At 40.7% G+C, this 24,574-nt stretch carries 19 protein-coding genes; 8 read left to right on the forward strand and 11 right to left on the reverse strand.

Annotated elements, in window-relative coordinates; translation table 11 throughout:
• Positions 1-435 precede the first annotated feature (435 nt).
• Both PSV17_RS04605 and PSV17_RS13920 read left to right on the forward strand, forming a co-directional pair.
• Positions 436-2,457: an ATPase, T2SS/T4P/T4SS family gene (locus tag PSV17_RS04605; protein WP_366910355.1), complete on the forward strand. Its 2,022-nt coding sequence runs from the start codon at positions 436-438 to the stop codon at positions 2,455-2,457.
• A 20-nt stretch (positions 2,458-2,477) separates the two neighbouring features.
• Entirely contained in the window at positions 2,478-2,924 is a 447-nt protein-coding gene (locus tag PSV17_RS13920; protein ID WP_366910357.1) for a hypothetical protein, read from the forward strand.
• 1,097 nt (positions 2,925-4,021) lie between these two features.
• On the opposite strand, the gene ssb is transcribed toward PSV17_RS13920, so the two are convergent.
• On the reverse strand, positions 4,022-4,537 hold the full coding sequence (gene ssb, locus PSV17_RS04610) for a single-stranded DNA-binding protein (RefSeq protein ID WP_300480124.1): 516 nt from the start codon (positions 4,535-4,537) through the stop codon (positions 4,022-4,024).
• A gap of 2 nt (positions 4,538-4,539) precedes the next feature.
• Positions 4,540-5,925, reverse strand: a complete 1,386-nt coding sequence (locus PSV17_RS04615; protein ID WP_300480400.1) for an MFS transporter — start codon at positions 5,923-5,925, stop codon at positions 4,540-4,542.
• 230 nt (positions 5,926-6,155) lie between these two features.
• Here PSV17_RS04615 and uvrA point away from each other — a divergent pair, with 230 nt between their 5' ends.
• Both uvrA and PSV17_RS04625 read left to right on the forward strand, forming a co-directional pair.
• Positions 6,156-8,969, forward strand: a complete 2,814-nt coding sequence (uvrA, locus tag PSV17_RS04620; RefSeq protein WP_300480125.1) for an excinuclease ABC subunit UvrA — start codon at positions 6,156-6,158, stop codon at positions 8,967-8,969.
• A 30-nt stretch (positions 8,970-8,999) separates the two neighbouring features.
• Positions 9,000-9,224, forward strand: a complete 225-nt coding sequence (locus PSV17_RS04625) for a DUF2798 domain-containing protein (RefSeq protein WP_300480126.1) — start codon at positions 9,000-9,002, stop codon at positions 9,222-9,224.
• Between the two features lie 3 nt (positions 9,225-9,227).
• On the opposite strand, the gene mtgA is transcribed toward PSV17_RS04625, so the two are convergent.
• The 3 genes from mtgA to PSV17_RS04640 are packed head-to-tail and all read right to left on the reverse strand — an operon-like array spanning position 9,228 to position 11,290.
• Positions 9,228-9,962, reverse strand: coding sequence for a monofunctional biosynthetic peptidoglycan transglycosylase (mtgA, locus tag PSV17_RS04630; RefSeq protein WP_300480127.1), 735 nt, complete (start codon positions 9,960-9,962; stop codon positions 9,228-9,230).
• Positions 9,963-9,991: 29 nt separating this feature from the next.
• Positions 9,992-10,837 carry a shikimate dehydrogenase gene (gene aroE / locus PSV17_RS04635; RefSeq protein ID WP_300480128.1) on the reverse strand — a complete coding sequence of 282 codons (846 nt, stop codon included), beginning with the start codon at positions 10,835-10,837 and terminating at the stop codon, positions 9,992-9,994.
• 3 nt (positions 10,838-10,840) lie between these two features.
• Positions 10,841-11,290: a rhodanese-like domain-containing protein gene (locus tag PSV17_RS04640; RefSeq protein WP_300480130.1), complete on the reverse strand. Its 450-nt coding sequence runs from the start codon at positions 11,288-11,290 to the stop codon at positions 10,841-10,843.
• A gap of 348 nt (positions 11,291-11,638) precedes the next feature.
• Between PSV17_RS04640 and glnA the strand changes: the two genes are divergently transcribed.
• The 4 genes from glnA to ntrC all read left to right on the forward strand — a co-directional run bounded on the left by glnA (position 11,639) and on the right by ntrC (position 16,606).
• Complete coding sequence (glnA, locus tag PSV17_RS04645; RefSeq protein ID WP_300480131.1) at positions 11,639-13,048, forward strand: type I glutamate--ammonia ligase; 1,410 nt, start codon at positions 11,639-11,641, stop codon at positions 13,046-13,048.
• Between the two features lie 167 nt (positions 13,049-13,215).
• Positions 13,216-13,725, forward strand: a complete 510-nt coding sequence (locus PSV17_RS04650; RefSeq protein ID WP_300480133.1) for a DUF4124 domain-containing protein — start codon at positions 13,216-13,218, stop codon at positions 13,723-13,725.
• Positions 13,726-14,082: 357 nt separating this feature from the next.
• Positions 14,083-15,189 (forward strand): nitrogen regulation protein NR(II), encoded by a 1,107-nt coding sequence (gene glnL / locus PSV17_RS04655; protein WP_300480135.1) that lies wholly within the window; start codon positions 14,083-14,085, stop codon positions 15,187-15,189.
• A 28-nt stretch (positions 15,190-15,217) separates the two neighbouring features.
• Positions 15,218-16,606, forward strand: coding sequence for a nitrogen regulation protein NR(I) (ntrC, locus tag PSV17_RS04660; RefSeq protein WP_300480136.1), 1,389 nt, complete (start codon positions 15,218-15,220; stop codon positions 16,604-16,606).
• A gap of 405 nt (positions 16,607-17,011) precedes the next feature.
• On the opposite strand, the gene PSV17_RS04665 is transcribed toward ntrC, so the two are convergent.
• The 6 genes from PSV17_RS04665 to PSV17_RS04690 form a co-directional block, all read right to left on the reverse strand.
• A complete protein-coding gene (locus PSV17_RS04665) occupies positions 17,012-17,686 on the reverse strand; it encodes a DUF6445 family protein (protein WP_300480137.1) in 675 nt (224 codons plus the stop codon).
• 162 nt (positions 17,687-17,848) lie between these two features.
• Entirely contained in the window at positions 17,849-19,102 is a 1,254-nt protein-coding gene (locus tag PSV17_RS04670; RefSeq protein ID WP_300480138.1) for a porin, read from the reverse strand.
• A gap of 333 nt (positions 19,103-19,435) precedes the next feature.
• Positions 19,436-20,560, reverse strand: coding sequence for a deoxyguanosinetriphosphate triphosphohydrolase (locus tag PSV17_RS04675; RefSeq protein ID WP_300480140.1), 1,125 nt, complete (start codon positions 20,558-20,560; stop codon positions 19,436-19,438).
• Positions 20,561-20,606: 46 nt separating this feature from the next.
• On the reverse strand, positions 20,607-21,680 hold the full coding sequence (gene aroB / locus PSV17_RS04680) for a 3-dehydroquinate synthase (protein ID WP_300480142.1): 1,074 nt from the start codon (positions 21,678-21,680) through the stop codon (positions 20,607-20,609).
• Positions 21,681-21,722: 42 nt separating this feature from the next.
• Complete coding sequence (locus PSV17_RS04685) at positions 21,723-22,274, reverse strand: shikimate kinase (RefSeq protein ID WP_300480143.1); 552 nt, start codon at positions 22,272-22,274, stop codon at positions 21,723-21,725.
• 120 nt (positions 22,275-22,394) lie between these two features.
• Positions 22,395-24,569 carry a type IV pilus secretin PilQ gene (locus PSV17_RS04690; protein ID WP_300480144.1) on the reverse strand — a complete coding sequence of 725 codons (2,175 nt, stop codon included), beginning with the start codon at positions 24,567-24,569 and terminating at the stop codon, positions 22,395-22,397.
• Between the last annotated feature and the right edge of the window lie 5 nt (positions 24,570-24,574).

Genomic DNA, 24,574 nt, shown 5'->3' on the forward strand with positions numbered 1-24,574 from the left:
TTATAAACCTCATAATTTGGCTGCTGATTTTGATTTACTAATACCCAGCAATTACCTAACTTATTCAATTCAACAGTTAAGTTTTAATTGGCGATTAAAGCCTGAAGTCTGCTTTCAACCTACTTGAGCTGTGCAATCTACCTAGCTTGGTATCCTATTGGTAGGTTAGGGGATGATTTTGAAGGTTATCACTCACTCTGGAAATTTAAGTATGGCGTTATATTAATTTAAGTGACTTTTCCGCTTCTACTCTTATATTTAAAAGTAATTCGAATGTAGCAATATCTATTCATATTAATCAGATGGTGAAATTCGTGCTCAGTAAATACCAGCACATGACATAAAGCTTTGTTAGTAAACCTTGCTTACTTGAGATGAAATCATTTAAGCCCTAATTAAGAAGCATAAACAATAAATTATCGGATCTATCCTCACATGTCACAATTAATTTTAAAGAATGAATTGGTAAGTGATGAATTTATGTGGCCTGAGCCACCCTATTTCAAATTCATATCAAGCTTTGGCAAGACAGCGCTCGAAACCTGTTTCGTTCATTTAATTGATGGCAAAGAATTGGCTGGTTACCTGATTAGATTTTCACCAGATGAGAAGCGTATTTTACTTCAACCAGTGAATCAAAGTACTAGTGAAGTCATACATTTTGATCAAATCAGCGATTTACAATTATTGCGTCCTATTTCGCTAGTAAGAGAACAAGGCTTTCTTGAAGCGCGTGCGCAGGATACGCTTCCAGTATCTGACAAGCAAACTTATAAAATAGAGATCATCAATGATTCGACTCTGACTGGCGATACTTTCGGTTACTTAAATACGGAAGCTGGTTTATATATTTATCCTGCAACAAAAAATGAAAAAATTGAGAGGCACTTCATCCCTCAGCACTCAATTAAAAATTATCAAATTGGTATGCATATTGGCAAAGTACTGATAGAGGAAAATCTTGCGACTGCCAAAGTAGTTGAAAGTGCTTTAGAGCATCAACAACAGTTGCGTTCAAAGTTAATTGGCGATTATTTATATGAAAATCAGATTCTGACGGCTGAACAACTCAGGCAAGCCATCACCCATCAAGAAAAGCAGCCTGTCATAAAACTAGGTGAGGCGCTAATACAACTTAATCTGCTGACTAATGAACAATTAGAAGATGCATTAGAGAAACAGAAACAAAATCGCTCACTGCGGCTTGGTCAAATTCTTGTCGATATGGGCGTAGTTGATGAACGCGCTTTGAAAGGCACATTATCGAAAAAGCTTGGCATTCCATTTGTCAATTTACCCAAATTTAACTTCGATCCAAATGCAATTAGATTGGTGGGCAAGTCCATCGCAAAAAGATTTAACCTGATGCCGCTATGTATCCACGAGGATAAGTTGGTAGTTGCATTTGAAGATCCAATGAATTCAAAAGTAATTGATGAGTTACGCTTCGTTACTCAGATGAAAATACTTCCAGCCATGGCGTCGCATGAGGACATTAAACTAGCTGTTGAAGAAAATTATGGCAATTTCAGTTGGTCAGAAGATGAACAAAGTAGCGTTAAAGAAAAGGTTGATGGCTCTATTGAGTATAGTCAAAATGAAAGCGCTGATGCTGACTTTGGTATCAATGACCTCGCAAGTAAGTTGTTTGATGAAGATAAGTCCAGAGTCAAAGAAATTGTTAATGAGCCAATAGCAGAGTCAGATAACACATTAGTACAACTGGTCAATAAGATTATTCTTGATGCTTTCAAGGACGGTGTATCAGACATCCACATTGAAACTTACCCTGATAAAAAAAATACACGTGTGCGTTTCCGTAAAGATGGAACGCTTATGCATTATTTAGAAGTCCCAGCTAACTTTCGTAATGCCTTGATTTCACGTATTAAGATTATGGCACAACTCGATATATCAGAACGTCGCAAACCACAGGATGGCAAATTAGATTTCCAGCAATATGGCCCCGCAAAAGTGGAACTAAGGGTTGTGACTATCCCTACGACAAATGGACTTGAAGATATCGTGATGCGCTTGCTGGCAGCATCTAAGCCTTTACCAATGGATAAGTTAGGATTATCCGATGAAGTTCTCGAAACAGTAAAAAGAATGATAGCGCATCCGCATGGCTTAATACTAGTCTGCGGGCCTACAGGTTCGGGTAAAACCACCACATTGCACTCACTCATGGGTCATATCAACTCCCCAGAACGCAAAATATGGACTGCTGAAGACCCAATCGAAATCACTCAAACTGGTTTAAGACAAGTTCAGGTAAATGCAAAGATTGGTTGGACCTTCGCTGCGGCGATGCGAAGTTTCTTGCGCGCTGACCCAGATGTAATTATGGTAGGTGAAATGCGTGATGAAGAAACCACCAAGATTGGCATCGAGGCCTCTCTTACTGGACATCTTGTACTCTCCACGCTCCACCTAACAGTGCGCCAGAAAGTATAGTGCGGATGCTTGACCTTGGCATGGATCCATTTAATTTTGCTGATGCTTTGTTAGCCATATTGGCTCAGCGCTTAGCAAAAACACTCTGCTCAAAATGTAAGGAGGCTTATGAGCCTGCTGAAAATGAATTAGAAGTGCTTGCAGCTGAATATGTTGATAACACTGAAGGTAACGCAACTCTAATTCTTGAACGTTGGAGAGAGCATAGCGCTAATAACAAACTTATTCTTTATAAAGCTAAAGGTTGTAAATATTGCAACCACACGGGCTATCGAGGACGATTAGGACTCTATGAACTAATGACTGTGACTCCCTCCATCAGAAGAATGATACAAAAGCGTGCGCTTGTAAGTGAAATAACACAAGGAGCTTTGGCCAATGGGATGAATACTTTAAAGCAAGATGGCATTCACAAAGTGATACAAGGTCTGACCGACATCGCTCAGGTGCGGGCAGTCTGTGCGTAATTAAAGTTAATTTAACCAATAGCATTTAAGATGACAGCAAGTAAGTTACTAATTAAATAGAATAAACTCAAGAGTTGGAGTCGTTGACTGCAATGCATTATCATCTTGGATCAATATTTTAAAGACTTTGCACTTCCGTTTGGTTGTATAGTCCTAGCTTCAGTAACTCCTGTTATTTTTGCATGTTTTATTTCATCAATGGGTATGCACGCAGCTAAATACACCTCCCCTATTCAAATGCAGCATATCCCTTAATGTGATGTGCTAGGCCCGATTTAGAAAAGGGGATCTGCTCATGATTCTGCTAACAAAATTCATTAGATAAATTGAAAGTTACTTTGGATCTAAAGCCAATACTGGCTATCAATTAAAGAGCCAATCTACACCCCTTGTTTAGCTATGAAGCGCATTTCCATAGCCCAGACAAGACTTAAAATTAATCTGACAAAAGTCTCTACTTGCATCTAACTCAAAGACTTCAAAGTACAATTTCTTTCTGAATCTAAGTTCAAGATTTTCTTTTCGCCCCTCCATGAACTTTAGTAATACAGTTATTGCACTCAAAGAAGTAAGCATCGCTGACAATGACAAAGAGTTATTTCTTATTTGTGTTGTGACATATAAGTTAGGATAAAAAAGTGGTATGCCGGAGTTATATCGACAAGCAAGCTGCTGCGCTCCCCATTAGCCATCACAAACCTTCTGACAAAAATCCTCATAACCATTTAATCCCTTAAACGAACATTTAATTTAGAAAAAAATATTTAGTTTTTTGATTTACTTAATTAAAGAATATTTGTTATGAGCATCGTCATCAATAGAATAAAACATGAAAAAATCAATGTTATATTTCATTGATGGATTGATAAAAATAGAGTGGGTATTTATAGAGGGCTGTGGAAATTTTGAATCTGTTGCTAAGTAATAATCAATAGTTTTTATATAAACCTTATTTAATCTTTACACAAATTAAGGTATCCAATACACAAAAAAATATTGAAAATAAATTACATTTTAAATTTGCTCATGCCAATAAAAAAGCCCCTGAAAACAGGGGCTTAGAACCTAATACTTTACACGACTGCTATAGGTAAGTCCTAAAATGGAATGTCGTCTTCAAAATCATCAAAGCCCGAACCGCTAGTCGCTGCTTTTGGGGCTGATTGCGCAGACGCTGGTTTTGCTGAAGACTGGCTAGCACTTGATGAACTTTGATCGTAATCGCTACTGCCGCTACTTTGATCCATACCGCCTTCATAGCTAGCATTTGAACCAGAACCATCACGGCCGCCTAGCATTTGCATTTGATCTGCAATGATTTCTGTCGTATAGCGATCTTGACCCTCTTTAGTTTGCCATTTACGTGTTTGCAAGCGGCCTTCAACATACACTGGGCGACCTTTTTTAAGGTACTCACCTGCAATTTCCGCAAGTTTGCGATACATCACAATATTGTGCCATTCAGTGCGCTCTTGCTTTGCGCCCGATTTATCTTTCCAACTATCGGTAGTCGCAATGCTAAAGTTACAAACTGCTTCGCCATTTGGCATAAATCTTACTTCAGGATCACGGCCTAAATTACCTACTAAGATGACTTTATTTACTGATGCCATTTTTATCCCCTCAACAATTGATGTACTTGTGTTTGCAATTGGGTTTCATCCCCATGTTGCGATTTATCTATCTTTAATATGACGGTGTATTCTTGCGGCAATACCACAGCTTCTATCACCCCTACCAGCGCTAGCAACTTGCCCTTTAACAACTCAGCAGCGTCTGCTGTTAACTCAGGCGCATCTTCATCCAAGCCGTACATTTTAGTTTTTACTGCAGGTGGCGCTTGCATTGAATAAGCAAATATTAGCCATAAAAGCATCATCACGCTACAGAAAATAAACACACTGGCAAAACCTGCTTTATGTGATAAATAACCACCAAAAGCTCCACCGACAAATACGCCTAGTGACTGCGAAGTATTATAAACGCCAATCGCCGTTCCTTTTGCTGCAGCTGGTGCAATTTTACTAATGATTGAAGGCAAGGAGGCTTCAAGTACGTTAAATGCTATAAAGTACAGTGTAAGTGAAAGCACTATGCCCCAGAATAGCTGAATGGAAGCTGAGAACATTAATTGCGCAATGAACATAGTAGCGATTGCACCTACGAAAACCTGCTTCATTTTGGCTTTCTTTTCCGCATAAATAATTGCTGGCACCATAAATACGAAGGAAGCAATTAATACAGGTAAGTAAATCATCCAATGCTGGTTTTCATGCAAATCACTTGATTTAGCAAGGGCAAATGGCACAACAACAAACATCGCCATTTGAGCGGCGTGTAGTGCAAAAATACCGTAATTTAAGCGTAGTAATTGTTTGTTTTTAAGAACGTCTTTTAATTTAGCTGGCGCTGCGCTGGCATCAGAATGATAGTGGCTATGCAATGGTTCTGGCACCACAAATTTCATCACAGCGATTGCAGCTAAACTTAAAATTGCTGTCATCGCGAATATGCCTGGCACGCCAATCCATTGATTAAGTAAAGGGCCTATCACTAATGAAACGGCAAAGGCGATACCAATGGTACCGCCTATGGTTGCCATGGCTTTGGTGCGGTTTTCATCTCGAGTTAAATCTGCTAACAAGGCGGTTACAGCGGCAGAAACAGCCCCAGCGCCTTGTAAGGCTCTACCTAAAATAACACCTTCTATATTCATCGCCAATGAAGCCACCATGCTGCCAATTGCAAAGATTGCTAGTCCTAAGTAAATCATAGGCTTGCGACCAAATTTATCTGAGGCCATGCCAAACGGCAATTGGAACAAAGCTTGCGTTAATCCATAAGCACCAAGCGCTAGTCCAATTTGCAAGGCATTTGGTCTTGGTAGAAAATTGTTTGATGCATAAATGGCAAAAATTGGCAAAATAGAAAACATGCCAAACATACGTAAACCGTAAATCGCCGCCAAGCTTATAGTGGCACGCACTTCTACAGGTGTCATTTTATCTGCTGGCAAATCGATAACACTCTTTGCGTTTGTTGCATTATTGCCTTCTGTGGTAACCGCTGCTGATTTATCCGCATCTGCTGCAATGTCTGCAAAAAGGTCTTGCGTTTGATTGCTTGAATGGTTGTTGGGTGTTGACATAAAAAAACTAAAGGCCTAAAAATGTAGCTAAATGCGTAAAAGTATGTATATTAGCAGGTTGCCCTAATTTTCGTAAAAGCATTATGGAATTCATCAAAATACGCGGTGCGCGAACGCACAATCTTAAAAACATTTCACTGGATATTCCACGCAATCAGCTGGTCGTGATTACGGGCTTATCAGGCTCGGGCAAGTCCTCACTTGCTTTTGATACACTGTATGCAGAAGGTCAGCGCCGCTATGTCGAATCGTTGTCAGCTTATGCTCGCCAATTTTTGGCACGTATGGATAAGCCTGATGTGGATTTGATTGAAGGTTTATCTCCGGCGATTTCTATTGAGCAAAAATCCACCTCGCACAACCCGCGTTCTACGGTTGGTACAGTGACAGAAATTCACGATTACCTACGTTTGCTTTATGCGCGCGCGGGAGACCCAGAGTGCCCTGAACATGGCATTAAGCTAGAAGCGCAAACCGTGAGTCAAATGGTAGATAGCGTGTTAGCGCTGCCTGAAGAAACCAAGCTGATGATTTTAGCGCCAGTGGTAAGTAACCGCAAAGGCGAGCAAGTCGATTTATTTGAAGAGCTAAAAGCACAAGGTTTTGTACGCTTGCGCGTAGATGGAAAAATCTATGAGGTGGATGCTTTACCGCAACTCACCAAAACCACAAAACATACAGTTGAAGTTGTAATAGATCGTATCAAAGTTAAACAAGACATGAAGCAGCGTATTGCTGAATCATTTGAAACTGCATTACGTTTAGCTGAAGGAAAAGCCATTGCAGTTGAGATGGATACCGACAAAGAGCACCTGTTCTCTGCCAAATTTTCTTGCCCCGTGTGTGACTATTCACTTGCTGAATTAGAGCCACGCCTATTCTCCTTCAACAACCCGATGGGCGCTTGTCCGAAGTGTGATGGCTTAGGTAATATTAACTTTTTCGACCCCAAACGCGTGGTAGCATTTCCACATTTATCACTGGCTGCTGGAGCAATTAAAGGCTGGGATAAACGTAATCAATTTTACTTTCAAATGCTGGCAAGTATAGCAACGCACTTCAACTTCAACCTTGATACCGCGTTTGAAAAACTACCTGAATACATTCAAAAAGTATTACTCAACGGCAGCGGTAAAGAGGTAATGCCGTTTAAATACCTGAATGAACGCGGTGTTTTCTTCGAAAAAACCCATGCGTTTGAAGGTATTTTAAATAACCTGCAACGCCGTTATCACGAAACTGATTCGCAAACTGTGCGTGAAGAGCTGGCAAAATATTTAAACTCACAAAGTTGCCCTGAGTGTTCTGGCACACGCTTACGCAAAGAAGCGCGCCATGTCAAAGTAGGTAATAAGAACATTCACGAAGTATGCGAAGTACCGCTTAAGTTAGCGCTCACTTTCTTTGATACGCTTGAATTGACTGGCTCAAAACTTGCGATTGCCGATAAAATCGTAAAAGAAATTAGCAACCGCCTGAAGTTTTTAACTAACGTTGGCTTAGAGTATTTATCACTTTCACGTTCAGCTGAAACGCTTTCTGGCGGCGAGGCGCAACGTATTCGTTTAGCCTCTCAAATCGGCAGCGGCTTAACAGGCGTGATGTACGTACTGGATGAGCCTTCAATTGGTTTGCATCAGCGCGACAATGACAGACTACTAGAAACGTTAAAGCGTCTGCGTGATATTGGTAACAGTGTGATTGTGGTGGAACATGACCATGATGCGATTTTAACGGCAGATTACGTGGTGGATATTGGACCAGGTGCAGGTGAACATGGCGGCAGAATTGTGGCGGAAGGCACCCCTGCTGAAGTTTTAGCTAACCCGAACTCGCTCACTGGTCAGTATTTGAGCGGCAAAAAACAAATAATTTATAACAAAAAACGTACGCCACCAGATCCAGCGCGCTGGTTAAAATTAAGCAATGCGACAGGCAATAATCTAAAAGATGTCACATTAAAACTACCTGTGGGCTTACTAAGCTGCATTACAGGCGTTTCTGGTAGCGGCAAATCAACTCTGATTAACGACACCTTATACCGTGTGGTTTCTCAGCATTTATACGGAAGCAGTACTGAACCAGCGCCGTATAACGAAATCGACGGTTTGGCATTTTTCGATAAAGTGGTCGATGTTGATCAAAGCCCAATTGGTCGTACGCCACGTTCAAACCCTGCGACTTACACAGGACTATTCACGCCGATTCGTGATTTATTTGCAGGCGTGCCAGAAAGCCGTGTTCGCGGCTACGGCCCAGGTCGATATTCATTCAACGTTAAAGGTGGGCGCTGTGAAGCTTGCCAAGGTGACGGTGTATTACGCGTAGAAATGCACTTTTTACCAGACGTTTACGTGCCTTGCGATGTGTGTAAAGGTCATCGCTACAATCGCGAAACTTTAGAGATTCAATTCAAGGGTAAAAATATCCGCGAAGTATTAGAAATGACCGTTGAACAAGCACATAGCTTCTTTAGCGCACAGCCAGTGATTTCACGAAAATTGAAAACATTATTAGATGTAGGCTTAGGCTATATCACGCTTGGACAAAGTGCGACGACCTTATCTGGTGGTGAAGCGCAGCGCGTTAAACTAGCGCTAGAACTCAGTAAACGTGACACAGGTCGCACACTCTACATTCTGGATGAACCAACGACTGGTTTGCATTTTGCCGATATTCAATTATTGCTTGATGTAATTCATCGCCTACGTGACGCAGGCAATACCATCGTCATTATTGAACACAATCTAGATGTGATTAAAACTGCGGACTGGATAGTGGACATGGGACCAGAAGGCGGCGATGGCGGCGGTACAATTATTGCACAAGGTACACCAGAAGAAGTTGCTTTAAGCACCGAAAGCTATACGGCTAAATACCTCAAGACTATGCTGTAAAACCTAGTGCTAATCTGATTAAGAAACTGTATGAAAGTACCAAAGAAATACTCAAATATCCTATTTGCTTTTGTTATGTCTTTGCTTATGGCTTTCATCATGTCTGGCGTGTTAACAGCGTTATTTGCGGGTATTGGCGCACAGTTTTTTTCACACTGGATCGGCGCATTTATTCACGCTTGGCCAGTGGCGTTTCCAGCAGTCTTGTTGGTTGCGCCTATCGTTAAAAAAATAGTCGCAAGCCTTACTGAGTAAACCTTACGGAACCTCTGCAAAGCGCATTCTAGCTTGTATGGTAGCTGTTCTACGGTTTAGGTAGGAAGTTGATTTATGTGCATCGTAATAGCGCGGATTGGGAATCATTGCGGCTAGTTTTGCTGCTTGCGCACGACTTAACTTTGCCGCGCTGGTTTTGTAATAATGCCGCGATGCAGCTTCCGCACCAAACACGCCATTACCCCACTCAATCACATTTAAATAAATCTCTAAAATTCGGCGCTTGCTTAATACCTTCTCCAGCATCACAGTGATAAGCACCTCCTCGCCTTTGCGCCAAGGAGTGCGCTTGGTCGATAAAAATAAATTCTTAGCGAGTTGTTGGCTGATGGTTGAACCACCTGCAACAATTTTGCCTTTTTTTATATTTTTTTCGTAAGCCTTCTCAATGCCTTCCCAATCAAAACCTTCATGGTCTACAAACTTGGCATCTTCGCTGGCGATAACTGCACGTTTGAGATTGTTTGAAATTTTAGCGTAATCCACCCATTGATATTTCAACTCAGCATCGGGCTTTTTTTCATGAATGACTTCCAAACGATCAACCATAAACGCGCTAGAAGTTGGATTGAATTTTATCCACCAGCAAATGTGCAAAAAAATCCACAGTTGATATAAAAAAAGTAGTATAAAAAATATTACTAAAACCCTAGTGACAAAACCACCAAACCCCAATGGCTTAGCATTAGGCCTGTTATTAAATATCCAATTTTTCATTAATTATAATTTTTCTAAACTTAAATTGGCTAAGCCAAATTTCTAATGAGCTGAATCACACTTTGCGTTTCAGGCCGAACGCCTCGCCAAATATAAAAAGCCTCTGCCGCTTGCTCTACTAGCATCCCCAGACCATCCGCCACCTGTGCGCCATTTTCACGCGCCTGCTTCATAAATGGCGTTTCACGACCATACATCATGTCGTAAGCTAAACAGCCTTTGGCGAAAATGGTATTGGGGATAGGTAAGGCTGTATCAGTTAAACCTGTTGAGGTTGCGTTGATAATAATATCGAATTGTTGATCGTTTAAATCATCGAAAGTACAAGCTTCCGCGCGTCTGGCTTTATCGAATGACTTTTCAACTAAGCGTAGAGCTTTTTTATAAGTTCTATTTGCCACTACCAGTTTTGCAGGCTTTTTAACCAATAGTAGTTGAAAAACACCTTCTGCCGCACCGCCTGCACCTAATAATAAAACGCGCTTACCTTCGATATTAGTAGCTAGATTCTGGGTAATATCTCGCACCAGACCATCACCATCAGTATTATGTCCAATAATGCCTATGTCGGAAAAAATCATCGTGTTAACTGCACCCGCTAAATCAACCTGTGGCGCGAGACTAGTACTTAGCTGAAACGCCTCAAACTTAAAAGGCACAGTGACATTCGCACCTTTATACCCGCTGGCGATTAAATCTCGAACGGTAGCTTCAAAACCGTCCAAAGGCGCCAATATCGGCTCATAACTAATATCTTGATTGGTTTGTTTAGCAAAAGCCTCATGTATTAGTGGTGACTTGCTGTGTGCAATTGGGTTGCCCACCACCGCATAGCGGTCTAAACTATTAAAAGGCTTGGCATACTTATCAGTCATTATTTAGTTAGTCCAAGGCAAACCAGCATTTTTCCAGCCGTTAATTAGCGTGCGTTGCTTAAGTTCGTTTGCTTCACCCTCAAAGCCTTCAAGCATATTGTAAGCTTTATCAAAACCAAGTTGCTCAGCCACTACTGCTGCATTATGTGAACGGCCACCTGTGCGGCACATAAATATCACAGTAAGGTTTTTATCTACATTATCAGCAAGTTGATTGGCAAAGTCCTGATTTTTCACCATACCGGGAAAAGTCGCCCATTCTATATTCATGGCATTTGGCACTCTACCAACTAATTCTAATTCTGCTTGCGTGCGCACATCGACTAAAATCACTTCAGAATTGCCTTGCAATAACTCAAATGTTTCCCTAGGCGTCAATGCTCCCGCATATGGAAAATTGTTATCAGTTGCTCGCTTGTGCGCTAATTGTAAAATTTCGTCTAAATTACTCATTTGAATGACCTTTGTGAATGTTTCTACTCTATATTACAAACCTTGCCTAGTACCGAATTTCAATAAATTAACATTCGAAATTGCGGGTCAAAATATGCGTAAAGTATAACTTCAAAATCTTGAAAAAATACAGGCATTTATCCATCAACAGCTACGCACTATAAAGGTGCATTAATTATCCAAGTCGCACATATTTGGTGCTTACTTTTGGAATGGATTCTACCACTTCTGTAAAAAAGCCGCAGTTTGCTCTTTTCAGAATGGCACGTTTCCTGCTAATGTATTGAGTTGAATTATTTTGTTTTTTTGTGTTTTAGTTTTAATCCCCACACCCAATAGGAGATTCTGATGTCAGTGGCTAATGTAATGAAAATGGTAAAAGAAAACGACATTAAGTTTGTTGATTTTCGTTTTACTGATACTCGCGGTAAAGAACAACACGTGACTGTGCCTGTTTCACATTTTGATGAATCAAAATTTACAGAAGGTCACGCTTTTGATGGTTCTTCAATCGCAGGTTGGAAAGGTATTCAAGCCTCAGACATGCAATTGATGCCAGATGCATCAACAGCAAATATCGATCCATTCATGGACGAGCCTACACTAGTATTAACTTGTGATGTAGTTGACCCAACAGATGGTAAAGGTTACGAACGTGACCCACGTAGCTTAGCTAAACGCGCTGAAGCTTACTTAAAATCAACTGGTTTAGGCGATACAGCTTACTTCGGTCCAGAACCAGAATTTTTCATTTTTGACAGCATTCAATGGGATGTTGCAATGAACGGTAGTTCAGTACGCATCAACTCAGAAGAAGGCGCTTGGGCTTCAAACGAGAAATTTGAAGGCGGCAACACTGGCCACCGTCCAGGTGTTAAGGGCGGTTATTTCCCAGTGCCTCCAGTCGATTCATTGCATGACATCCGTTCAGCAATGTGTATGACTTTAGAAGCAATGGGCGTACCTGTTGAAGTGCATCACCATGAAGTTGCAACGGCTGGTCAATGTGAAATTGGTACTAAATTCAGCACCTTAACGCAACGCGCTGACTGGACTCAAATTCAAAAATACGTCATTTTGAACACAGCTCACGCATACGGCAAAACAGCGACATTTATGCCAAAACCATTCGCAGGCGATAACGGCTCAGGTATGCACGTTCACCAATCAGTTTGGAAAGATGGCAAAAACTTGTTTGCAGGTAGTGGCTATGCAGGTTTGAGCGAGTTCGCGCTTTATTACATCGGCGGTATCATTAAACATGCTAAAGCCTTGAATGCGATTACCAACCCAGGTACAAACTCATACAAACGCTTAGTGCCACACTTCGAAGCGCCAGTTAAATTAGCTTATTCAGCTAAAAACCGTTCAGCTTCTATCCGTATTCCTTTTGTGCATTCCGACAAAGGCCGTCGTGTTGAAGCCCGCTTCCCAGATCCAATCGCTAACCCGTACTTAGCTTTCTCTGCATTGCTAATGGCTGGTTTAGATGGCGTTCAAAACAAGATTCACCCAGGCGAGCCAGCAACTAAAGACTTGTACCATCTTCCTCCAGAAGAAGATGCAAAAATCCCAACAGTGTGTGCATCATTAGAAGAAGCATTAACGGAATTAGATAAAGACCGCGAATTCTTAACTAAAGGTGGCGTATTCACTAACGACTGGATTGACGCTTACATTGGTTTAAAAATGGAAGAAGTTAACAAAGTACGTATGACTCCACACCCAGTTGAGTTTGGTTTGTACTACTCTTGCTAAGTTATCTTTTGCTAAGTTAACTTTTAATTAGCAATTGAAATATCGGCAATAAAAAAGGGGCAATTTTCGCCCCTTTTTTCATTTTTAAATCAGGTCAACCTTTTACAACAGTTATGCGTTTTCTAAGCACATTGCCTAACTAGACTAACTCTACTAAACTATCTGCTATGAAAAAAATTCTGCCTATAGTCACACTCATTGTTATCGCGTTTTCTACTACCGCGATTGCTGAAATATACAAGCGCGTAGATGCAGAGGGGCGCATTACTTATTCCAATATCAAGACAAAAGGAGCAATGCGCTTAGAGTTTGATCCTGATATGAACACCATTGAAAATGACCGTCCAAAAAGCTCTGGAAACTCAACTTCTAGCAACAAGCGCACTGCAACACCAGAAGGCTTTCCTAAGGTGGATAAACAAACACAAAATCAACGCGATAATAAACGCCAAGAGATTTTACAAAATGAGCTTGATTCTGAAAAAGCTGCTTTAGAAGAAGCCAAAAAAGCCTATGCCGAAGGCGAATCAAAGCCAGAAGTATACAAAACGGCTAACGGCGCCACCATGCGCAACGTGCCTAAATTTCAAGAAAAAATGAAAAGCTTGCAAAATGATGTGGATAGCCATGAAAACAACATCAAACTACTGCAAAAAGAGCTTGATAATCTACGTTAAATCCAGATTATTCATTAGGAATACTAAAGTTAACGTAAATCCAAATGTAGGAGGGGCTTTTAGCCCCGAATTGCGCTGGTACGAGTAATGTTTGTTCGGGGCTGCAAGCCCCTCCTACAGACATCTGCAACAGTATGAGTAGGTAACTCTACAAAATTAAATGTTCTAATGGATCTAGACTAAAAATAGTACAAATCGTCTTTTAAAGTATCATTTTATAGTCATCAAAATTAAAGAACGACCTACCTGCGAAGTTGGTCTATCTTTTGCTTAGTCATAGTATCATCATTGAAAAGTCGTTTAAAAAAACGCTAAACTCAATATAACTATGACTCAATTTTTAATGGCTAAAATTTAATGGTTCAACCCACACCCAATCATTTTTCTGGCTTAGAACATTTAGCAACCGCCATCATCCTTTTAGATGAAAACCGTCGCGTGGTGTATATCAACCCTGGGGCAGAAATCATATTTGCCTTTAGCGCAACGCATGTGACTGGCATGTTCATTAGCGATGTATTTCCTGATTGCGAAATTTTAATGTCCGCAATAAAAAATGCAATCCAGCAACAAAGCCCATTTCGCGAGCATGAATTTACCATCACCACCAATAGGCATAATTCGTTTGCGGTCACTTGCACAGCAACCCCTATAGATTCACCTAAGGCATGTTTAATACTTGAGTTTCAGCAAATGGATGCGCAACTCCGCATCGCGCGTGAAGAACGCATGTTGATTCAACAACAAGCCAATGCTGAATTACTCCGCAACCTTGCGCATGAAATTCGCAACCCACTAGGCGGGCTACGCGGCGCTGCACAATTACTAGAGCACGAATTACCATCACCCAGCTTACGTGAATATACACAAGTGATTATTAAAGAAGCTGATCGTCTGCAATCGCTGATGGATAGATTGCTGATACCGCATCGTGCACCCAAATATCAACCGACCAATATTCATGAAGTGCTTGAACGTGTGCGTAGTTTGTTATTAGCCGAAACGCCCAAAACCGTGCTGATTAAACGTGACTATGATTTAAGCCTGCCTGAACTCATTGGAGACCGCGAAAAGTTAATTCAGGCGGTGCTTAATATTGCGCGCAATGCGGTACAGGCTATGCAATCAAACAATACAACTGGCAGCCAAATTACCTTTAGAACGCGCGCAGAACGTCAGGTGACATTAGCAAGAAAACGCTATCGCGTCGCAATTAAATTAGAAATCACAGATAACGGCCCAGGTATTCCAGCCGACATTCGTGACCGTATTTTTTATCCACTGGTATCAGGCAGTGAAGGTGGTTCTGGTCTGGGCTTAACGCTTGCCCAAACATTTATCACCCAACACCACGGCATGATTGAATGCGAAAGCGTTCCGGGCAATACTTGCTTTACGATACTACTGCCGATTGAAACAACGGCAATCAAGCCTGTTTTTGTGAAAAACATTATTAAGCAATAAAGTTAAATTTTTGAATATTGAGATAACAATGAAACCAATCTGGATCATCGACGACGACAAATCTATACGCTGGGTGTTTGAAAAAGCCCTAGCACGCACGGATTTAGAATTTAAAACATTTTCTTCCGTCGCAGAAGCGCTCAATGCTTTAGAGCGTGAGCAACCGCAAGTCGTGGTAAGTGACATACGCATGCCAAATGGTTCTGGCTTAGATTTTCTAAGCGAAATCAAACAGAAGTTTCCAGATATTCCCGTCATCATTATGACCGCCTATTCAGACTTAGAAAGCGCAGTCGCAGCTTTTCAAGGTGGCGCATTTGAGTACTTAGCCAAGCCTTTTGATGTTGATCAGGCGATTGATGTGATTAAGCGTGCAGTAGACGAGAGTACCAGACAAGCACCTGAAAGCACTGCCATTGAAGCAACACCAGAAATAATTGGTCAAGCACCCGCCATGCAAGAGGTTTTTAGAGCCATAGGCCGATTAAGTAGATCACACGCCACAGTATTAATTAATGGTGAATCAGGTAGCGGCAAAGAGCTTGTAGCACGCGCTTTACATCGCCACAGCCCAAGAGGTGATAAACCATTTATTGCCATTAACACCGCAGCTATTCCAAAAGACTTGTTAGAGTCAGAATTATTTGGGCACGAACGCGGCGCGTTTACAGGCGCACAAGCGGCCAGACGCGGCAGATTTGAACAAGCAGATACTGGCACTTTGTTTTTAGATGAAATTGGCGACATGCCGCCAGACCTTCAAACCCGCCTTTTACGTGTATTAAGTGACGGACAATTCTACCGTGTCGGCGGGCATCAACCCATTAAAGTGAATGTTCGCATTATCGCCGCAACCCATCAAGATTTAGAAGAACGCGTTAAGAATGGCTTATTCCGTGAAGATTTGTTTCACCGCTTAAATGTCATTCGCTTAAGATTACCAGCGCTACGCGAACGTAGAGAAGATATTCCGTTATTGATAAAGCATTTCTTACAGCATAGCGCTACTGAGTTAGGCGTAGAGACCAAGCAACCTTCAGTCGCGGCACTAAAGTACTTAAGCGCCGTCAATTGGAGCGGCAATGTACGCCAGTTAGAAAACGTTTGCCATTGGCTGACCGTCATGGCACCTGGTCAGAATATTGATATCGCAGACCTACCGCCAGAGCTTAAAGAAGACAGCAGTAAATCAAACGCTGCACTTTCTTGGCAAGATGCACTAGCGGCTGAAGTGATGGATGCGCTAACAAGAGACGAGCAAAACATACTAGAAACCCGCACCAATATATTTGAAAAAATATTAATCATTAAAGCGCTAGAGCATACACATGGTAGACGCATAGAAGCAGCCAATCAACTAGGCATGGGACGCAACACGCTTACCAGAAAGATTCAAGAATTGGGAATCGAAGAGTAATTATTGGATATAGAGCATATCTGTAGGAGGGGCTTGCAGCCCCGAAAGCAATAGTAGATTTATTGCACAAACTTCGCGGCTACAAGCCGCTCCTACAAAAAAAGCGAATCTAAAGACATGTCAGGAGGCAATCGTAAAGGTTGTCTCCGTGGAATATATTTGTTGAAGCACATATATTCCACGCGAACGCCCTCGTGCCGAAATGGTCGCATACACGCTACATTCATTTTCGCGACGAGGGCGTCGCTCATACAGAAGACACTTACCCATAAGATTAAAAAATTGGGTATTGAAGAATAAAAGTCAGAGGTAGAAGAGTAATTGTAGGAGGGGCTTGCAGCCCCGAAGCAATAGTAGAATTTTGCGGAAAACTTCGCGGCTACAAGCCGCTCCTACATTAGGCGTTTAAACTTTTATGGCTTTTACTCTATTAATAGGAAATGAATCAGCTTTATTTGCGTCTATTCTATTCACAAAAAACACTTGCGCTAACCTTGAGTCTTGTGGAGTGGACCCAAAGAAGTTATTGGCAGAATGAAATATATCGCCTTCAAACAAAATGAGGGTGTTGTAAACGTTGTTAATTCTAATTACTTCATCAAACATGCTATGAAAACTAGTATCCATAACAATTTCACCCGCTTTGAATTTTTCATCATTCTGTTCTGAAGCTCGCTTGTATTTTTCTTGTGTAAATGTAGCGTTACTTCTAAATATAGAGGTGCCCGAGTCTAACGGTGCATTTGGTGTTAAATATAGAACGCCAGCAAATATAGTATTGTTATCAGTATGTATCACTCCGCGTTTATATTGTTCTGAAACGATTTGAAAGCTTGATGAAACCGCCCATTGCATACGATCATGTTCAGGAATATGGAAAACTGAAATAAGCTTTTTCAGCACTTTTTCTTGTAAGGTTTTATCTAATTCGTATAAATCCCTGGTTCTACAACCGGGATAAACATACCCCACATCCCCTTCTTCATGGCGAAATTTATATTTCTGCGCTAATGCGAATTTTCTTATCGCATCAGGATTATCATAAAAGTTTTCAATTACAGTGACAGGGTATAAATTCATATTCGTTAACTCTATAGTTTTGCTCAATGGGGGCTATATTCAATCTGCATGATTATAAATCCGTATTGGAATTATATATTTTTACAACCAAAAAAAACGGCATCCGAAGATGCCGTTTTAATTTATAACTTTAAATCACAACAGGGTTAACCCTGCCTTATCCTAGAAGAATAAGATTGCGCCTAAAGCGATAGTTTTTGATTTTCCATCAACGTTTGTACCACCAACACCACCTACGCGACCTAAAGCATTAATTTCAGATTGAGCATCTGAGTATTCAGCCACTAAGTTTAAGTGTTTTGTAAGTGGGTGGTATGCACCAACTGTCCACATACTGTTTTGGTACTCATCAAATTCACCGCTGTTACCATCTAGTGTAGACTCACCGTATGAAACACCTAATTTAGTACCTACACCTGGAAGTGTGTATGTACCTTGAACGTACCAGTCATCTGAATCACGTGAATTACCAGCAGCATCAAAACCGTCACGTAATAGGACTGTTGTACCTGTACCTTCACCTTGACCGTAGTAGCCAGTTAAACCAAAACCAGCTACGTTTACTGTAGCACCCATATCCCATGCATTAGCACGATCATTACCTAAAGCGCTATTGAATTCGACTTTTTGTGATAAACCAGAAACCCAAACTTTACCTGCAAAATCACCTGCCCATGCGTATGAAGCTTTACCTTCAAATGCTGGTGAAGAACCACCACGGCCTGTGCCAATAGCACTACCAAATGGGTTAGAAGCACTTTGCACACCAGATACGCCAGCAGAATCACCTGCGGCTATTGCATTCCAAGCTTGAGTAACACCAGCTGTGAAGCTAAAGCCGTTCCAGTTTGGTGATGAGTAAGCAACTTGTGATTTCCAGTCAGCGTACATGAAACCAGTACCAATACGACCTAGCGTAGTTGTGTTACCAGCTAAACCACCAGCAGCAGAACCAACACCTAACAATGTCATGTCGTTTAAGATAGCATCAGAAGCGTAAATACCTAGATCTTTACCTAACTTGATAGAACCCCATGAAGCATCACCAAAAGTTAAGAATGCTTGACGGTTTTCTTGGTTAGCGCCCTGAATACCAGAATTCTTTGTTGATGCACCTGGGTTGATGCTGATTGTGAAAGCAACATCTAAATCGTTTTGACGTGTTTTACCAGAAACTGATAGGTAGTTTGGTAACAATCCTGTAGTAATGTTTGATTCTGTTTTATCACCAGTAGAATTTACACCACCAATAACAGTTACAGCATCACCACTAGTACGTGTTGATGTGTAGTAAGCGTTTACAACGCCACCAATGTCTAATGTCCAATCGCCAGCTGGAATCATGATACCAGCTGAAGCGTTTGATGCTGCAGCTAATAGAGCTGAAGCAACTGCTAATTTAATTGTGTTATTCATATGAATCTCCTAATTATGTATTGCTATTTTTATAACTAAATAACCTCACTATTATCTAGTCATGGTGACTTGAGACAACAGCGAAAGAGTTTGCAAACTCTCTCAATGAAAATCATTAAGAAGGTGAATGAGAGTATGCCTAAACCATTTAGGCTAAACAACTAAATATTGGTGTTTCTGTCACATTTGTTTACATTTGTTGTAAATTTGCAACATTTGGGATTGTAGTAGGGGCTTGTCGCCCCGAAAGCAGTAGTGAAAATTGTACAAAGCATTCGCGGCTGCAAGCCGCTCCTACCATATGTAGGAGCGGCTTGCAGCCGCGAAGATATATTACAAATACTCTTCAACTGTAAATAGTTTACGATGCTCTCTAATTGCAAAGCGATCTGTCATCCCTGCAATGTAGTCCGCTACGGCACGGGCTTTGTCAGTTTCTGCAGATACTTGAAATTCATTGGGTAGTAGCCCAGTATTTTCAAAAAAAGCTTCAAAAAGCTCACGTACGATGCGTGCCGCTTTTGCACTCATGCGGTTAACTTTGTAGTGGTGATATAAGTTTTTGCGTAAAAACTGTTTAAGTTTTTGGTTTTGCTCTGCCACCTGACTACTAAAACTAATTAGCTGAGGTAGTTGTCGGATATCACTAATACTTTTAGCATTTGATTGCGCTATATTTTGCGCGCTGTGTGTACATAGATCGACCATTAAGGTGTTGATCATGCGACGTACTGTTTCGTGTATGAGTCGCTTTTGCTCTAATTTTGGATATTTAGCTTTAACTATTGCTAAGTTATTGGCAAACAATTCAACTTTTGCAAGTTGATCTACGGTAATTAAGCCGGAACGCAATCCATCGTCAATATCGTGGTTGTTATAGGCGATTTCATCGGCAAAGTTAGTGAGCTGTGCCTCTAAACTTGGACTAGTTTTATCTAAAAAGCGCTGACCAACGTCGCCCAATAGCTTTGCATTTTTGATTGAGCAATGTTTGAGTATGCCTTCTCGCACTTCAAATGTAAGGTTTAGACCATCAAATTCTGCGTAGCGCTGTTCTAGCTTTTCAACCACTCTTAATGATTGTAAGTTATGTTCAAAGCCGCCAAAGTCACGCATGCAAGCATTCAGTGCGTCTTGCCCTGCGTGACCAAATGGCGTGTGGCCTAAATCATGCGCTAATGCGATTGCTTCAGTTAAGTCTTCATGCAGATTTAGTGTTCGTGCAATACCGCGCGCCATTTGCGCTACTTCTAAACTATGCGTTAACCGTGTACGGAATAAATCGCCTTCATGATTCACAAAGACCTGCGTTTTGTATTCTAGCCGACGGAAAGCAGTGGAATGAATGATACGATCACGGTCACGCTGAAAAGCGTTGCGCGTTTCAGAGGCGGGCTCGTCAAAATGACGCCCTATTGTTTCTTCTGGTTTTGCAGCATAAGGCGCAAGGTTATTCATTAGGGTTAATATTTTCCAATTTTTAACATTAATTTTCTCTAATACTTTATATCGCCAATGTCTCTTCTAGCTTTTCTGCATCATAGTCACTAGTGATAACTGACTTACCAATGCCTTGCTGCAATATCAATCTAATTTTGCCATTTTCTACTTTTTTATCTAATGACATTAAATCTAAATACTTTTCCACACCTAAGCTTGGCGGTATTATCGGTAAGTTTGCTGCTTCAAAACTATTCTTAATCCTTGTCACTTCAAGTTCATTTAACCAGCCCATACGTTTTGATAAGTCCGCCGCCATGACCGTGCCTGCGGCAACTGCCTCACCATGTAGCCAAACACCATAGCCCATTGCATTTTCAATGGCGTGCCCAAAAGTATGACCTAAATTTAACAGGGCACGCTCACCTTGCTCATGCTCGTCTTTAGCGACGACATCTGCTTTATTTTGACATGAATGGTAAATTGCATAACTGAGCACTTGTTCATCCAATTGCATCAAACTTGTCATATTAATTTCTAGCCAATCAAAGAAATCAGCATCGCGAATTAAGCCATATTTGATTATTTCAGCAACTCCAGCAGAAAATTCTCTTGGCGGTAGTGTTTGTAGTGTATCAATATCAGCCAAAACCAATTGCGGCTGATAAAAGGCACCTATCATATTTTTACCCAGCGGGTGATTAATGCCAGTTTTGCCTCCTACAGATGAATCTACTTGAGATAGCAAAGTAGTAGGCACTTGAATAAAAGGCACACCGCGTAGATAGGTAGCAGCAGCATAACCAGTTAAATCACCAATCACGCCACCACCTAACGCAATTAATGTTGTATTGCGTTCACAACGATTTTTTAGTAAGGCATCATAAATGACATTGAGCGTTTCAGAATTTTTATAGGCTTCACCGTCAGGTAATATAATTGAAATAACGGTGACACCAGCAGCTTGCAAACTATGACTCAACTGCTCCAAATACAATGGAGCAACTGTTGTATTAGTGACAATCGCAACATGCTTGCGCTTAAGATGGGGCAATATTAAGCTTGCATCAGCAAGCAGATTGCGCCCTATATGTATTGGGTAACTTCTATTAGCCAGCTCTACTTTAAGTGTTTGCATTTTATTTCTGTTGTATAGATAAATTAAATTTCATATTAACTGTTAAATGTTTACATTTACAGCTTCTTTATCACGGGCTTCTTTTATCAATTGTTCAATATCGCTAGTTATTTCATTTGCAGATTGCGCACCTGTATCAACGATGCAATCTGCTAATGCAGTGTATATTGGGTCTCGATCAATATAAAGTTGCTCCAACTTCTGCTTAATATTACCCCCTTGAAGCAAAGGACGAGACTTATCATTACGAGTTCTAAGCCATAAGTCATGCACATTTGCACGCAAATAGACAATTTTGCCATTATTTTTTAGAATCTCACGGTTTTCTGGAAGTAATACCGCGCCCCCACCTGTAGCCAATACTATATTTTCTAATTGGCATAACTCTTCTAACGCGGCAGTCTCACGCTTTCGGAATCCATCAACACCTTCTAATTCAAATATAAGTGGGATTTTAACGCCAGTTTTACGTTCAATTTCATGATCTGTATCGTAAAAGATCATACCCAATTGTTTAGCAATTAACCTGCCGATAGTAGTTTTACCTGCTCCCATCAGCCCTATAAAATAGATATTGTTTGATTTAATCGCCATTACTGCCACCATTATGCATAAAAAATGCCCATCAAAGTTATGATGGGCATTTTAAGGCAATCTTGAGTTTCTGTCAGGTTAAGCTTAGTTTATATAACCGCAGAATTCAAAGTTATCCAATTACTGTAAGTTCAAGCTATCATCCATGATTCTTGGTGTAATGAATATTAGCAACTCTTGTTTATCATTTTGTGAACTTTTACGTTTGAATAAATTACCCATAATTGGCAAGTCTCCAAAGAACGGTACTTTTTCTACATCATTACGCACTGTTTGTTCGAAAATACCGCCTAACACTGCCGTTTCACCATTTCCAACAAGAACCTGAGTATTAATGTTTTGCGTTTCAATTGAAGGCACGCCACTGAATACCTGTCCAACACGATCTTTCTTAACATCCAGCTCCATGATGATTTTATCGTCTGGCGTAATTTGCGGCGTTACTTCTAAACTCAATACAGCAGACTTAAATGATACTGTCGCAGCTCCACTACTACTTGCTTCTAGATATGGAATCTCCGTACCTGCCGCAATTTTAGCTTTATGCTGGTTCGCTGTTGTCACGCGAGGGCTAGATACAATTTTACCTCGCCCATCAGACTCCATTGCGGTTAATTCCATATTTAACAATAAACCAGCTGCTACATTATAAATACTATAGGCTAAAGAACCAGTTGCATTTGCGACAGCTAAATTCGACATTAAATCTGGTTGACCATCCGAACTAGTAAGTATAGAACCATCCGTTAGGTTGGTTTGAATAGCACCATTATGTGTACCTTGTGTAATTCTTGCTGGCGTTGTTGCAGTTGCTGCCGTAACTGCTGTAGGCCTATTACCTAATGATCCACTTATAGTGTTAGCGGTATTTCCTGATCTTCCATATTGAGTAATACCAAGTCTAGCACCCAAAGCCTTGCTATATTTATCGTCAGCAATCACTAATCTAGATTCGATCATCACTTGCTTAACTGGAACATCTACCTTACTGATTATTGCCTGTACTTGCTCCAAATATTTAGGAGTATCTTGAACGAACACAGTATTGGTGCGAACATCTAATACCGCACTTCCACGTTTAGACAAAATTTTCTGTTTTGGATCACTTAATATACTTTTAAGCGATTCTGCTTTCATATATTTTAAAGTGAATACTTCAGTCCTAACGGACTCTAAATCATCTATTTGTTGCGCAGCCTCAAGCACTTGTTTCTCTTTAGCTGCAACTTCTTCAGCAGGTGCAATTAAAATAACATTGCCTGTTTTGCGCATTGATAAGCCTTTGCTTTGTATAATAATATCCAAAGCCTGATCCCAAGGCACATCTTTTAGCCGTAAGGTTAAATTACCAGTGACCGTATCACTTGTAATAATATTCAAACCCGTAAAGTCAGCGATCACTTGCAGTACAGAACGGACTTCAATATTTTGGAAATTTAAGGAAAGTTTCTCACCTGCATAACCAGGTTTCGATCCGCGTACTAGTTTGTTTGGATCTTCAACTACTTGGCGCACATCAATAATGAATTTTTTGTCTGCCTGATAGGCTGATTGCTCCCAATTACCTTTAGGCTCAATGATCATTTGCCCATTTTTACCCTGCTTCATTGTGTCAACATAAATGACTGGTGTATTAAAATTGGTCACATTTAATCTGCGTTGCAGGTTCGCTGGAACATCAGTATTAAGGAAGTCGACAACAATTGTTTTACCTTTTTGCTTAATATTAATACCTGCTGAAGCAGATGATAAATCTACGATGATACGACCCTCACCATTTCTACCACGTGCAAAATCAACATTATTAATTGCAAATTGTTGTTGACCCATCACCGGCTCGGCAAATTTTGTTTCCACCCCTACATTTGCATTTGATTCATTGGCTTGCAACATTATTGTTACATCGTTACCATCAACAGTAGTGTTATAAGCTACATTCTTAGAAAGATTTAATACTATGCGAGTACGTTCCTTAGCTTGCGCAAGCGTGACACTTTTAAGGGAGCCTTGATCTGCTTGAATATTGGTTTTATTAGTGCCATTTGCAATACCGGGAAAGTCTAAAGCTATACGTGCAGGACTATTTAATGTAAACCCTGCAGGTGCATTTTTTAGTGGTAATGTGGTTTTTATATGAATGGCAACTCTACCACCAGGCAAAGACGAAAAATCTACGCTTTCTATTTTATTTTTAAGCGCAGATTGCTCTTCAGCGTATGATAAATTTGAAATTATTGTTAACCCTAACAGTAAAAAGACCTGCAAGAATTTATCTAACCATGTGTTGTTTTTCATTGTTT

The sequence above is a fragment of the Methylotenera sp. genome, from assembly GCF_029946165.1.
Lineage (GTDB): Bacteria > Pseudomonadota > Gammaproteobacteria > Burkholderiales > Methylophilaceae > Methylotenera.

Coding starts and splice junctions, on each gene's coding strand:
- PSV17_RS04675 (WP_300480140.1), bottom strand. CDS start 20,560: ATGAATAACCTTGCGCCTTATGCTGCAAAACCAGAAGAAACAATAGGG.
- PSV17_RS04615 (WP_300480400.1), bottom strand. CDS start 5,925: ATGACACCTGTAGAAGTGCGTGCCACTATAAGCTTGGCGGCGATTTAC.
- PSV17_RS04640 (WP_300480130.1), bottom strand. CDS start 11,290: ATGAGTAATTTAGACGAAATTTTACAATTAGCGCACAAGCGAGCAACT.
- ssb (WP_300480124.1), bottom strand. CDS start 4,537: ATGGCATCAGTAAATAAAGTCATCTTAGTAGGTAATTTAGGCCGTGAT.
- ntrC (WP_300480136.1), top strand. CDS start 15,218: ATGAAACCAATCTGGATCATCGACGACGACAAATCTATACGCTGGGTG.
- PSV17_RS04605 (WP_366910355.1), top strand. CDS start 436: ATGTCACAATTAATTTTAAAGAATGAATTGGTAAGTGATGAATTTATG.
- glnA (WP_300480131.1), top strand. CDS start 11,639: ATGTCAGTGGCTAATGTAATGAAAATGGTAAAAGAAAACGACATTAAG.
- glnL (WP_300480135.1), top strand. CDS start 14,083: ATGGTTCAACCCACACCCAATCATTTTTCTGGCTTAGAACATTTAGCA.
- PSV17_RS04670 (WP_300480138.1), bottom strand. CDS start 19,102: ATGAATAACACAATTAAATTAGCAGTTGCTTCAGCTCTATTAGCTGCA.
- PSV17_RS13920 (WP_366910357.1), top strand. CDS start 2,478: ATGGATCCATTTAATTTTGCTGATGCTTTGTTAGCCATATTGGCTCAG.
- PSV17_RS04690 (WP_300480144.1), bottom strand. CDS start 24,569: ATGAAAAACAACACATGGTTAGATAAATTCTTGCAGGTCTTTTTACTG.
- PSV17_RS04685 (WP_300480143.1), bottom strand. CDS start 22,274: ATGGCGATTAAATCAAACAATATCTATTTTATAGGGCTGATGGGAGCA.
- mtgA (WP_300480127.1), bottom strand. CDS start 9,962: ATGAAAAATTGGATATTTAATAACAGGCCTAATGCTAAGCCATTGGGG.
- aroB (WP_300480142.1), bottom strand. CDS start 21,680: ATGCAAACACTTAAAGTAGAGCTGGCTAATAGAAGTTACCCAATACAT.
- aroE (WP_300480128.1), bottom strand. CDS start 10,837: ATGACTGATAAGTATGCCAAGCCTTTTAATAGTTTAGACCGCTATGCG.
- PSV17_RS04650 (WP_300480133.1), top strand. CDS start 13,216: ATGAAAAAAATTCTGCCTATAGTCACACTCATTGTTATCGCGTTTTCT.
- PSV17_RS04625 (WP_300480126.1), top strand. CDS start 9,000: ATGAAAGTACCAAAGAAATACTCAAATATCCTATTTGCTTTTGTTATG.
- uvrA (WP_300480125.1), top strand. CDS start 6,156: ATGGAATTCATCAAAATACGCGGTGCGCGAACGCACAATCTTAAAAAC.
- PSV17_RS04665 (WP_300480137.1), bottom strand. CDS start 17,686: ATGAATTTATACCCTGTCACTGTAATTGAAAACTTTTATGATAATCCT.